The 12,602-nt window shown below is 71.7% G+C and carries 10 protein-coding genes; 3 read left to right on the forward strand and 7 right to left on the reverse strand.

Annotated elements, in window-relative coordinates:
* Positions 1 to 241: 241 nt before the first annotated feature.
* Complete coding sequence (locus EAD98_RS26900) at positions 242 to 1,201, forward strand: YafY family protein (RefSeq protein WP_121656764.1); 960 nt, start codon at positions 242 to 244, stop codon at positions 1,199 to 1,201.
* A gap of 25 nt (positions 1,202 to 1,226) precedes the next feature.
* On the opposite strand, the gene EAD98_RS26905 is transcribed toward EAD98_RS26900, so the two are convergent.
* A complete protein-coding gene (locus tag EAD98_RS26905; protein ID WP_233583987.1) occupies positions 1,227 to 2,534 on the reverse strand; it encodes an RICIN domain-containing protein in 1,308 nt (435 codons plus the stop codon).
* A gap of 82 nt (positions 2,535 to 2,616) precedes the next feature.
* Between EAD98_RS26905 and EAD98_RS26910 the strand changes: the two genes are divergently transcribed.
* Positions 2,617 to 3,891 carry a spore photoproduct lyase family protein gene (locus EAD98_RS26910; protein ID WP_233583988.1) on the forward strand — a complete coding sequence of 425 codons (1,275 nt, stop codon included), beginning with the start codon at positions 2,617 to 2,619 and terminating at the stop codon, positions 3,889 to 3,891.
* 12 nt (positions 3,892 to 3,903) lie between these two features.
* On the opposite strand, the gene EAD98_RS26915 is transcribed toward EAD98_RS26910, so the two are convergent.
* The 6 genes from EAD98_RS26915 to EAD98_RS26940 all read right to left on the reverse strand — a co-directional run bounded on the left by EAD98_RS26915 (position 3,904) and on the right by EAD98_RS26940 (position 11,453).
* Entirely contained in the window at positions 3,904 to 4,770 is an 867-nt protein-coding gene (locus tag EAD98_RS26915; protein ID WP_233583989.1) for a M15 family metallopeptidase, read from the reverse strand.
* Positions 4,771 to 4,782: 12 nt separating this feature from the next.
* Complete coding sequence (locus tag EAD98_RS26920) at positions 4,783 to 5,808, reverse strand: acetylxylan esterase (RefSeq protein ID WP_121656765.1); 1,026 nt, start codon at positions 5,806 to 5,808, stop codon at positions 4,783 to 4,785.
* A gap of 8 nt (positions 5,809 to 5,816) precedes the next feature.
* Positions 5,817 to 8,192: a glycoside hydrolase family 3 N-terminal domain-containing protein gene (locus tag EAD98_RS26925; RefSeq protein ID WP_233583990.1), complete on the reverse strand. Its 2,376-nt coding sequence runs from the start codon at positions 8,190 to 8,192 to the stop codon at positions 5,817 to 5,819.
* Between the two features lie 95 nt (positions 8,193 to 8,287).
* Complete coding sequence (locus tag EAD98_RS26930) at positions 8,288 to 9,154, reverse strand: carbohydrate ABC transporter permease (protein ID WP_121656772.1); 867 nt, start codon at positions 9,152 to 9,154, stop codon at positions 8,288 to 8,290.
* Positions 9,151 to 10,149 carry a carbohydrate ABC transporter permease gene (locus EAD98_RS26935; RefSeq protein ID WP_121656766.1) on the reverse strand — a complete coding sequence of 333 codons (999 nt, stop codon included), beginning with the start codon at positions 10,147 to 10,149 and terminating at the stop codon, positions 9,151 to 9,153. The genes EAD98_RS26930 and EAD98_RS26935 overlap by 4 nt, the downstream gene beginning before the upstream one ends.
* A complete protein-coding gene (locus tag EAD98_RS26940) occupies positions 10,146 to 11,453 on the reverse strand; it encodes an extracellular solute-binding protein (protein ID WP_121656767.1) in 1,308 nt (435 codons plus the stop codon). Before EAD98_RS26940 ends, EAD98_RS26935 begins: the two co-directional genes overlap by 4 nt.
* A gap of 139 nt (positions 11,454 to 11,592) precedes the next feature.
* Here EAD98_RS26940 and EAD98_RS26945 point away from each other — a divergent pair.
* The coding region (locus EAD98_RS26945; protein WP_147457497.1) for a LacI family DNA-binding transcriptional regulator at positions 11,593 to 12,602 on the forward strand (1,010 nt) is incomplete at its 3' end.

The raw sequence follows: 12,602 nt of genomic DNA on the forward strand, positions 1-12,602 counted from the left end.
CTGGCAGAACGCACGCCGTTCTCCCGCCCATAGTTCTGACCTTCGACAAGCCAGAACCTAGGCAGGACAACGGCGTGCGCCATCAACGACGCGCCCAACCACCCACAGACACGTCACAAGACCCATAAATATGACTCACAGGTATCACGCTCGATTGGGTGACGCCCGCCCAGGCCGATCTGGTGGGCACTGACGCCTCGCACGCGGCGGGCCGGAACTGCTCTCCGGCAGACTGCCCAGCATGGCGGAGACCTCCGTGCGACTGCTGCGGCTGCTCGCCCTCCTGCAGGGCCACCGCGACTGGTCCGGCGCGGAGCTGGCCGACCGGTTGGCGGTCACCGCCCGCACGGTGCGCGCCGACGTCGAACGGCTGCGGGTGCTCGGTTACCGGATCGAGTCCCGGCCCGGGGTCGCCGGCGGTTATCGGCTCGGCGCGGGGTCCGCCCTGCCGCCGCTGCTGCTCGACGACGACGAAGCGGTGGCGGTGGCCGTCGGCTTGCGAGCGGCGGCGTCCGGCTCGGTACGCGGCATCGAGGAGACGTCGCTGCGGGCGCTGGCCAAGCTGGAGCAGTCGCTGCCGTCGCGGCTGCGGCACCGGGTGGACGCGCTGCGCACGGCCACGGTCTCCGCCGCGGCCGGTGGCCCGACCGTCGACGCCGAGACGCTCACCGCCGTCTCCACGGCCGTGCATCGCCGCGAGCGGCTGCGCTTCGACTACGCCGGGCACGACGGCACCACCACCGTGCGCGACGTCGAGCCGTACCGACTGGTCTACACCGGCCGGCGCTGGTACCTGCTGGGCTGGGACACCGACCGGGCCGACTGGCGGACCTTCCGCGCCGACCGCCTCCGGCCCCGGGTGCCGACCGGCCCGCGCTTCGCGCCCCGCGAGCCGCCCGGTGGCGACGCGGTCGCGCACGTGCTGCGCGGCGTCGGCTCCACAGCCTGGCCACACCCCGCCCGGGTACGCCTGCACGCGCCGGCCGACCGGATGGCGCAGCGGATCCCCTCCACGGCAGGTCTGCTCGAGGCGATCGACGAGCAGACCTGCCTACTGCACACCGGCGGGGAGTCGCTGGCCAACCTGGCCGCCTTCCTCGGCACCCTGGAGGTGGACTTCGACGTGCTCGACCCGCCGGAGCTGCGCGCCGTGCTGCGGGGCGTCGCCGCGCGGTTCGGCCGTGCCGGTCGGGTGTCGTGAGGACGGGGAGGTTCCCGCGACGGGCCTACGGCTGCGGGACCAGCCGGAACGACTGCGCCGCGGTGCCGTTGCAGGTGTACTGGACGAGCTGGACGCTGTCGGCCGTGGACGCTCCCGGCACGTCGAGGCACTTGCCGCTGTTGCGGTTGACCAACCGGTAGTAGCCGCCGCCCTCCGGCTCGGCCCGCCACTGCTGGTTGTTTCCGCCGCTGTAGGACCAGAGCTGGATGGGCGCCGAGTTGGCGGTCGACACGTTGGTCACGTCGAGCACCTGGGCGCTGTTGTTGCGGTTGTTGACCCGCAGGTAGCCGCCGCTGGTCGGCGGGAACTGGTACTGCTGCGCGGTGCTGCCGTTGCAGGCGTACTGCTGGATGGCGGTGCCGTTCGCGCTGGCGGCGGCCCGCGCGTCGACACACTTGCCGCTGCCCCGGTTGACCACGGTGTGCCAGGCGGTCGGCGAGATGCCGTCGGTCGGCGGGGGCGTCGTCGGGGGGACGGTGCCGGCGCCGGCGAGCCAGTGCAGCCCGTCGATCAACAGACGGTTCTGCTGGGCGCTGTCGAAGGTGGACGAGAGCCCGGTGTTGGTGTTGTAGTTCATCGCGTTGTGCCCGAAGTTCGCGTAGAGCATCTTGTACTGCCGGTTGCTCCAGACCAACGGGTAGTAGCCGCCGTACCAGGACTGGTTGGGGTCGGTGCCGACCGGGAAGCTGGACGGGTCGACCGAGGCGAGGATTTCGATGTTGGGGTTCTGCCGCAGGTCGTTGCTCCAGGAGTACCACTCGCTGATCGACGACGGGAACGTCGCCGGGAGGCTCCGGGTGGCGGCGTGGGTGCGGTTGTCGGCGCGCATTGTGACGCGGGTGGGTCCCCAGGTGTTCGTCTGGAACGAGCCGCTGCCGAGGAAGGTGTTGTAGTACCAGCTCCAGCTCGACGGGTTCTGGGTGAACGCGCTGACGTGGAAGCCCAGCCACGCCCCGCCGTTGCGCATGTACTGCTCGAACGCGGGACGCTGTGCGGCGGGCGGCGCGTCGTCGAGGAACATGACGACCTGGTACTGGGCCAGGTTCGCGGTGTTCAGCAGGCCCCAGTTTGTGGTCGCCTCCCAGGAGAAGCCGTACTGGGCGGCCGCCTGCGGGAACCAGGCGCGGGCGTCCCGGACGAAGTCGATGTGCGCCGCGTCCCAGGTGCCGTTGTAGAAGGCCAGGACCTTGAACGTCGGAGCGGCCTGCGCGGCGCGCGAGGCGTTGACGGCGATGCCGGCGGTCACCGCGACGATCAGGGCGACCAGCAGCGAGATGATCCGTCTGGCACGGGTGGGAAGTTCTGCGATCACCTGATCGTCCCTTCGGTCGGTGGCCTGGGGACGCGCGCCGCCGCGTCGCTGGAAACCATTTGTTCACAAGGTTTACAGATAGATGAAAGGTTATTCGTTGGCTCGGGTGGCGTCAATCGCGCAGCGGTGGATCGGGTGGGATTCCGCCGGCAACGGGTACCCCGATCCGGTGACCAACCCGGACGCGGTGAACGTCGACCAGCCGCTCGCCGTGGACGTGCCCGCCGCGCCGCACGACGCCAGCGGCGAGCGGGTGCCGACCCGCGACCTGGCCGGGCTCGCGCCGGCGGCCCGGCCGGCGCGCCGCTGGACCCCGAACCGGGTGGTGGTCACCCCGGCCGCGCTGGAGCACCCGCACGGGCAACGGATCACCGAGCGGGTGCGGGCGCTGGGCATCGAGGTGGAGCGCCTGCGGTCCAACCGGCTGACCGGCGTACGCGGGCGCACCGACCGCGAGACGTACGCGCGGGCCAAGGCCACCATGGCGATCGTGGTGAGCCCGCCCTCGCGACGCGCCCTGCAACCCATCGCGCCCAGCGCCGACTGGCGCGTCGACCTCGCGGAGGGCTGCCCGGCACACTGCCAGTACTGCTACCTCGCCGGGTCACTCTCCGGCCCACCGGTGACCCGCGTGTACGCGGACCTCGACGACATCCTGGCCGGGCTGGCCGCGTACGCCGGGCGCGGGACCGTGACCAGCCGCAACGCGCGGCGCGCCGACGAGGGCACCACCTTCGAGGCGTCCTGCTACACCGATCCCCTCGCCCTGGAGCACCTGACCGGCAGTTGGCTCCGGGCGGTGCAGCACTTCTCTGACTGGGACGCGCCGGTGCAACTGCGCTGGACCACCAAGTACGCCGACGTGGACAGCTTCGTCGGGCTGCCGCACGCCGGCCGGACCCGGGTCCGGTTCAGCGTCAACTGCGCCCCGGTCAGCGAGCGGTTCGAGGGCGGCACGGCCCGGGTGCCGGACCGGCTCGCCGCGCTGCGCCGGCTCGCTCTGGCGGGCTACCCGGTGGGGCTGACCATCGCGCCGATCATGCCGCTGCCGGACTGGCGGGAACGCTACGGCGAGCTGCTGAACCAGGTCGCCGCGGCGGTCGACGGGGTGCCCGAGCTGGACCTGACCGCCGAGCTGATCACCCACCGGTTCACGCCGGGCAGCAAGGAGGTGTTGCTCGGCTGGTACCCGCGGACCCGGCTGGAGATGGACGAGGAGTCGCGCAGCCGGAAACACGGCAAGTTCGGCGCGGTCAAGTACGTCTATCCACGGGACACGATGGGCGAGCTGCGCGGATGGTTCGTCGCCGAACTGGCCGCGCGGGTGCCGGCGTGCCGAATCCTCTACTGGACGTGAGCCGCCCGGGCGTCAGCCGACCGAGGATCGGGCGACGGGCGCGGCGAAGTAGGTGTCCGGGTACGGCTCGTCGCGGAATCGGTAGTGCCACCACTCGCGGTCGTAGTTGACGAACCCGCCGTCGGTCATCAACCGCCGCAACAGTCGCCGGTTGTCCCGGGCCGTGCCGGTGATCCGGGGGTCGGCGGTGTGCGCCCGGGCGTCGAAGCAGTCGAAACCGGTGCCCATGTCGATGCTGTTGTCGGCGAAGCGCTGCCCGCGCGGCGCGGTGCAGGCGACCAGCGGCCGTCCGGGATCGTACGGGGGCTGGCTGGCGGCGGGCTCCTCGACCAGGGTCAGGTCCAGGGTGCTGCCGCGGCTGTGCGCGGTGGGCGCCCCGATGTAGCCGTCGGCGAAGAGGCGGCTCTTGGCCACGCCCGGATAGAACTCGGCCTTGGTCTGCTGCTCGCCGGGGCGCTTCGCCCAGGCCACGAAGTCGTCCACGGCAGGCTGCGGCCGGTAGCAGTCGTACACCTTGAGGCTGTGCCCACCGGTGAGCGCGGCGTCCTGGACCCGGCGCAGCGCCTCGGCGGCCTGTCGGGTGAGCAGGCACAGCGGCTCGGGGTAGCCGCTGATCGGCCGGCCGACGAAGTTGTGCGCGCCGGCGTACCGGATGTCGCTGCGGATACGCGGGTCGACGTCGGACAGCACCACGAACCCCGGCAGCCGGTCGACAGCGGACGGGGCGGGACTCGACGGAACCGGGCTCGACGGGGCGGGGCTCGACGATGCCGGCGCCGTGACGGTGGGCGCCGGGCGGGGCTCCGGCCGAGAGCAGCCGCCGAGCAGCGCGACGAACGCCAGCACGACGGCGCCACCCACCCGCCCTGGCCTGCGCACCCGTCCTGTCTATCAGGCCCGGCCGAGGCTCCGCGCCGGATCGGCGTCCGGGTGCCGCACGAGCGGGCCGGCGCCCTCGACCAGGTGCCCGCCGAGGAAGCGCAGCGCCGCCTCGTCGTCGTCGATGCCGCCGGCCTCGTGGCCGTTGTACCGCCACACCGACAGTTCGGTCGGCCCGGCGTGGGCGTTGACGGCGGCGTAGACCGTCGACGGCGGCACGATGTCGTCCATCAACGCCACCGAGTACCGCGCCGGACGGCGGCAGCGGCGGGCGAAGTTGACCCCGTCGACGTACGCCAGGGTGGTCAGCACCTGCTCCTCGGCGTCCCGGTGGATGGCCAGGTAGTCGCGGATCTCCCGGTACGGGCGGGTGTCCGTGGCGACCACCGCGCGCGGGATGTCGCAGAGGAACGGCACGAACGCCACCACCGCCCGCAGGCCGGGCGCCAGCGCGCCGGCCGCCAGCGCCAGCCCGCCGCCCTGGCTGTGCCCGAGCACCGCCACCCGGGTCGGGTCGACCACCGGCAGGGTCCGGACGGCGTCCACCGCCCGGACCGCGTCGGTGATCAGCCGGCGGTAGTAGTACGTACGCGGGTCGGAGATGCCCCGGGTGACCACCCCGGGCGCCTCCGGGCCGGCGGCGCCCGGATCCGGGGTGTCGCCCCGGCTCCAGCCCGAGCCCTGCCCCCGGGTGTCCATCTGCAGGTGCGCGAACCCGGCCGACGCCCAGAGCAGGTTCTCCAGCGGGTGCCCGCGCCCGCCGCCGTACCCGGCGTACTGGATCAGGGTCGGCAGCGCGGTGCCGGCCCCGCGTGGCACCCGCAGCCAGGCCCGCACGGGCTGGCCGGCGAAGCCCGCGAAGGTCACATCGAGTACGTCGATGCCGGCCAGCCCGGTCGACACCGGCTCCGCCCGGACCGGCCAGCCGGCGTCCCGGGCCTCGGCCAGGGTGCCGGCCCAGAACTGGTCGAAGTCCGCGGGCTCCCGCACCGTGCTGCGGTAGCCGCGCAACTGCTCCTCGGGCAGATCGGTGTGCACAGGAACTCTCAGACGGTCGGGTGGACGGTGAACAGCGGGTGCATCCGTCGGGTGTGGTCCACCTGCCGTGCCGGCCCGGTGAGCGCGACGGCCGCCACCAGCAGGGGGCGGGTGCTGGACGAGGCGAGGCGCAACTCCACCGCACCCGGCTCGACCACCCGCCGGCCGTCCCGCCCGGTGAACGAGAGCAGGTCGGCCGGCACGCTCACCTCGACCCGGCAACCCGCGCCGGCGTCCAGCGGCACCCGCAGGTAGCCGATCAACCGCTGCACCGGCTGCACCACCGAGGCCACCGGGTCGTGCGCGTAGAGCTGCACCACCTCGCTGCCCCACCGGGTGCCGCTGTTGCGCAGCGTGAAGGCCAGCCGCAGCTCGCCGTCGGTCTCCGTCGTCGCCTGTTCGACCGCCAGCTCCGACCAGTCGAACGTCGTGTAGCTGAGCCCGTGCCCGAAGCCGTACGCCGGGGTGGGGTCGAGGTTGGAGACGTCGCTGGCATGTCCCAACCGGGCGGCCAGGTACGTGGTGGGCTGGCCGCCGGGGCTGCGCGGCACGCTGACCGGCAGCCGCCCCTGCGGCTCGACCCGCCCACTGAGCAGGCCGGCGATCGCCGCGGGTCCCTCCTCACCGGGGAAGAAGGACTGCACGATGGCCGCCGCCTCGTCGACCGCCCGGCCCAGCGCGTACGGCCGGCCGGCCAGCAGCGTGACCACCACCGGCGTGCCGGCGTCCAGCAGCGCGTCCAGCAGGTGCTGCTGCGCCCCGGGCAGGGCCAGCGACTCGGCGTCGCAACCCTCACCGCTGGTGCCCCGGCCGAACAGTCCGGCGCGGTCGCCGAGCGCCACGATCACCACGTCGGCAGCCCGCGCCGCCTCGACGGCCGCGGCGACACCGGCGGTGTCGAGGTCGTCGATGCCCACGCCGGCCTCGATGATCACCTCGCTCGTCGGGAACTCACGGACCAGCGCCTGCGCCAGCGTGGGCAGCTCGATGCCGACCGGCAGCTCCGGGTGGCGGGACCCGACGTGCACCGGGAACGAGTAGCAGCCGAGCGCCGCCGTCGAACTTTCGGCCTGCGGGCCGATCAGGGCGATCCGCGCCGGCCGGGCGAGCGGCAGGGTGCCGTCGTTGCGCAGCAGCACGACGGCCTGCTCGGCCACCTCGCGGGCGAGCGCCCGGTTCGCCGGCGAGTCCAGGTCGACGGTGCCCCGCACCGCGTCCGGGTCGGAGACGTCGAGGCCCTCGAGGGCCGGCGGCACCGGGTTCCAGTCCGCGTCGAGGAGCCCGAGCTGCGCCTTCTGCAGCAGCACCCGGCGCACCGCCCGGTCCACCAGCGCCTCGGGCACCTCCCCGGCGGCGATGGCCTCACGCAACGGCAGGCCGAACGTCTTCACCGTGGGCAACTCGACGTCCACCCCGGCGGCGAGCGCGGCGCCGGCCGCCTCGCCCCAACTGCCGGCCACCCCGTGCAGGGCGTGCAGGAACGCGATGCCGAAGTAGTCGGCGACGACGGTGCCGGTGAACCCCCAGGTCTCCCGGAGCAGGCCCGTGAGCAGCTCCTCGTCGGCCGCCGACGGGATCCCGTCGGTGTCGGTGTAGGCGTGCATCACCGATCGGGCGCCGCTCTCGCGGACCGCCATCTCGAACGGCAGCAGCATCACGTCCGCCCGCTCCCGGGGGCCCATGCCGACCGGCGCGTGGTTGCGTCCGGCCCGCGAGGCCGAGTAGCCCACGAAGTGTTTGAGGGTGGCCACCACACCGGTGGACTCCAACCCCTGGATGTACGCGGTGGCAACCGTGCCGACCAGGTAGGGGTCCTCGCCCACGGTCTCCTCGACACGTCCCCAGCGGGCGTCGCGGACCACGTCCAGCACCGGCGCGAGCCCCTGGTGCACGCCGAGGCGACGCATGTCGGCACCGATCAGAGCGGCCATCCGCCGGATCAGATCGGGGTCGAAGGTGGCTCCCCAGGACAGCGGCACCGGGTACGCGGTCGCGCCCCAGGTCGCGAAGCCGGCCAGGCACTCCTCGTGGGCCAGCGCGGGGATGCCGAACCGGTTGGCGGCGGTGATCCGTTGCTGACTCCGCAGCAACGACAGGGCGCCGAGCGCCGGGTCGACCGGCGCGGTGCCGAACGGTCGGGTCAACTGGCCGAGCCCGGTCTCCAGCAGCAAGTCGAGGTCGACCGCCTCCTCCATCTCGTGCTGGTAGGGCGCCACCTCACCGCCGTCGGCGGAGGCGCCCACCCAGACGCCGTACAGCTGGGCGATCTTCTCGGGCAGGGTCATCGCGGCGACGAGGGCGTCGACGCGGGTGGGCAGGTCGTAGGAGGGGTCGTTCCAGATGGTGATGCTCGGTTCGGTGTCCACGGTCACGTTGTCGGTCACTTTCCTCCGACGCCCGTCGGCCCCCGTACGAGGGTCTGCCGGGCGAACAGGTAGACGGTTATGCGGTGTTTCGCCTCTGCGGGTACCGGTGCTGCTCAGCCCTTCACCGCACCCTGCAGGCCACCGACGATCTGCTTCTCGGCGAAGGTGAAGAAGAGAAGTGCCGGCAGCATCGCCAGCGAGGTGAACGCGAGGATTCCGGCGGTGTCGGAGGTGTACTGGCTGGAGAAGTTCTGCACGCCCAGCGGCAGGGTGTGCAGGTCCGCGTCGCCGAGCACGAGCAGCGGCAGGAGGAAGGCGTTCCAGCTCGCCACGAACGCGAGGACCCCGACGGTGACCAGCGCGGGCCGGGACAGCGGCAGCATGATGCGCCAGAGGAAGCCGAGCCGGCCGGCACCGTCGATCGCGGCGGCGTCCTCCAACTCGCGGGGGACGGCGGCCAGGAACGGCCGCAGGATCACGATCGTGAGCGGTAGCGAGAAGGCGACCTGCGGGAGGATCACCGCGTAGTAGGAGTTGATCAGGTCGAGGTCGCGCAGCATGAGGTAGAGCGGCAGGATCGCCGCCCCGGAGGGGAAGAGCAGGCCGAGCGTGAAGAAGGTGTAGAGCGCCTCGCGGCCGCGGAAGGCGTACCGGGCGAGCACGAACGCGGCGCAGACGCCGAGCACCACGACCGCTGCCGTCGTTCCGACGGCGATCACGGCGCTGTTGAACGCCTGCTTCCAGAAGTCGCTCTGCGTCAGCACCCGGGCGTAGTTGTCCCACACCCAGGGGTCGGGCAGCCCGGCCGGATCCGCGATGATCTGCGGGGTGGTGCGGAAGCCGCCGACGATCACGTAGACCACCGGAGTGATCGAGATGGCGGCGACCGCGAGCGCCATCGCGTAGGTCAGAGGGCTGCTCCAGGCGAACGGCCGGCGCGAGGTGGAGGGTGCGGGGACGGCGCTGGCGTTCACGCTCAGTTCCTCCTTCCGGTGACGGCGCCCTCGATGTCGCGACGGAGGAGGAACCGCTGGAACAGCAGCGCCGCGATGAACGAGATGACGAAGAGGATCACGGCGACGGCGTTGCCGTAGCCCCACAGCCGGGCGAAGAAGCCGTTGTCCACCATGTAGGTGGCCATGGTGGCCGAGGCACCGAGAGACCGGACCGCGGGCACCGAGGTCACCCAGATCACCTCGAAGGCCTGCAACGAGCCGATCATCGACAGGAACATCCAGATCCGGATCGTGGGCCCCAGCAGCGGGAGCATGACGTGGCGCTGGGTCTGCCACCAGCTCGCCCCGTCGATCGCGGCGGCCTCGGTCAGCTCGGGCGGCACGTTCGACAGACCTGCGAGCAGGAGAATGATCGCGAAGCCGACGTACTTCCAGGTGAGCACGAACAGCATCGTCCAGATCACGACGTCGAGGTCGGCGAGCCACGCCTGCACGAAGCTGCCCAGGCCGAGCTGCCGGAGCAGGGCGTCGACGGTGCCGTCGCCGGTGAGGAGCAGTTTCCACATGATGCCGACGGTGACCTCGGCGAGGACGTACGGCACGAACACGAGCAGGCGGAAAGCGGCGCGTCCGCGGAACCGTCGGTTGAGCAGCAGGGCCACGGCCAGGGCGATGGGCCCCTGGATCACCAGCGACCCGACCACGATGATGGCGTTGTTGCGCAGCGCGTCGAGGAAGACCGGGTCCTGGAAGGCGAGGACGTAGTTGTCGTAGCCGACGAAGTCGGTCGGGGGTCCGACGCCGCGCCAGCGGAACAGGCTGTAGTAGACCGCGAACCCCATCGGCACCAGCACGAACATCACGTAGACGGCGATCGCCGGCGTGGTGAGCCCGATGATCTCGTACCACTTGCGTCTGGTCTCGGCGGCCCGGGCGGACGAGCGCCGAGCCGGCCGGGGGCCCGCCGGCGGCGCGTCCGCGCCGCCGACGGGGATCCGGGTCGGGTTGATGGAGGTCACTTCTTCGCGGCCGCCTTCATCGCCTCGACGACCTTCTCCGGGGTGCCGTTGCCGGCGAAGATGGCGACGACGGCGTCGTTCATCGCGTTGCCGACGGTGCTGCCGAAGGCCGTGTCCAGCCAGAGCTGCACGTAGGTCGCTCCGGAGGTGGCCTCCAGGATGGACTTCAGGGCGGGGTCGGTGACGCCGGCCTCCGCGCCCTTGGCGGCGGGCAGGCCGGTGCCGGTCTCGGCGTAGCCCTTCTGCACCTCGGGGCTCACGATGTACTTGAGGAACTCGACGCACTCGGCCGGCGCGTTCTTCGCGCAGGAGTACCCGTCACCGCCGCCGAGGGCCGCCTTCGCGTCACCGGCCGAGCCGGCGATCGCCGGAACGGGGAACCAACCGAGGAACTTCTTGAGGGCCTCCGGGTTCGCGGAGACGGTCTCCAGGGTGCCCCGGTTCCAGTCGCCCATCAGCTCCATGGCGGCCTTGCCGTTGGCGAGCAGGCCGTTCGCGCTGGTCGGGTCGTTCTGGCCCGGCGTGGCGATGAAGTTCGGCTGGAAGGGGTTGGTGCCGATGAAGCTCTTGAGGTCCTGGCCCGCCTTGACGAAGCACGGGTCGTCGAAGACCAGGTCGACGGAGGCCTTCTTGAGCGTGTCGACCGAGCAGGCACGCAGCGCGAAGTTGTACCACCAGTGCGCGGCGGGCCACTTGTCACCGGCGCCCAGCGCGATCGGGATGACGTTGATGGCCTTGAGCTTCGTGACCGCCTGGTTCAGCTCGTCGAAAGTGGTCGGAGGAGCGGCGATGCCCGCTTTCGCGAACATGTCCTTGTTGTACCAGATGCCCTCGATCCCCATCCGGTACGGCAGGCCGTACTGCTTGCCGTCCACCTGCCAGATCTCGGTCGCGCTGCCGATGTTGGCGACCTCGTCCTTGACCTGTTCGGTGAGGTCCTTGAGGTAGTCGGCCTCCACCTGCTCGCGCATCTCGCCGCCGCCCCACGCCTGGAAGATGTCCGGCGGGTCGCTGGTCAGCAGCGCGGCGGGGAGCCGGGTGCGCTGGAGTTGGTTGGTCTCGATCGCCTCGATCTGGATCGTGACGGTCGGGTGCTGTGCGGAGAAGTCCTTCGCGACCTTCTCCCAGTACGTCTTGCCAGGCCCGTCCTGGGAGGCGTTGTGCCACCAGGTCAGGGTCACCGGGTTCTTGTAGAGCTCGTTCTCAGCGGGGGCTTCATCGTCGCCGCCGTTACACCCGGCGACGAGCAGTGCGGTGGTCATTAACAGCGCCAGGGTGGCGCCCGCGCGGTGCCTCATCGCCATCGACACGTCTCCTCGACTAGCAGTGGCGGTACTTAGGTGCGGCGAGTTTTGCAGCCGCTGCGACGGGGTGTCAACCGTTGTCGATAACGTTTTCGACTCCCTCGCGACGAGTCCCAGGTGGCCCTCTATCATCGTCGGCGTGACCTTCCCCGAGCGTGTCAAGATGTCGGACGTGGCCCGTACGGCCGGCGTCTCGGTGGCGACCGTGTCGAAGGTCGTCAACGGTCGCTACGGCGTGGCGCAGGCGACCGTCGAGCGCGTCCGGGAGGTCATCCACCAGCTCGGCTACGAGGCCAGCCTCGGAGCGCAGAGCCTGCGTAGCCACCGGACGAACGTCCTGGGCATCCTGGTGGCCGAATTCGAGCCGTTCTCGACCGAGCTGCTCAAGGGCGCGTCGAAGGAGGTCGCCGGCACCGGCTACCAACTGCTGGCCTACTCCGGCGGCGACGGCGACGGCACGGCCGTCGGCTGGGAGCGGCGCTCGCTGGCCCGCCTGTCCGGGACGCTCATCGACGGGGCCGTGATCGTCACGCCGACGGTGGTCGAGACCAAGCAGGGCTTCCACGTCGTGGCCGTCGACCCCCACACCGGCCCGTCCGGGCTGCCCACCGTCGACTCCGACAACTTCGCCGGCGCGATGCTCGCGACCAACTACCTGCTGTCGCTCGGTCACCGCCGCATCGGCCACATCAGCGGTCGCGCCGACCTCGAGTCGGCGCGCCTGCGCGAGGCCGGCTTCCGCCGGGCCATGGCCGACGCGGGCCTCGCGGTCGACGAACGACTCGTCCGCGTCGGCGGTTTCCGGGTCGAGAGCGGCGCCGCCACGGCCGCGGAACTGCTGACACTGCCCGACCGGCCCACCGCCGTCTTCGCCGGCAACGACCTCTCCGCGATCTCCACGATGGACGTCGCCCGGACCATGGGCCTCACGGTGCCCGACGACCTGTCCGTGATCGGCTTCGACAACATCCCCGAGTCGGCGCTGGTCACCCCGCAGCTCACCACGATCGCGCAGCCCCTGCAGCGCATGGGCGCCGAGGCGATGCGCCTGCTCATCGACCTCGTCGGCGGCGTCGAGCGCGACCCGCACGTCCGGCTGCCGACCGAACTGGTCGTCCGGTCGTCGTGCGCCCCGTACCCGCCCTCCCC

The organism is Micromonospora sp. CV4, from assembly GCF_003667455.1.
Classification (GTDB): domain Bacteria; phylum Actinomycetota; class Actinomycetes; order Mycobacteriales; family Micromonosporaceae; genus Micromonospora.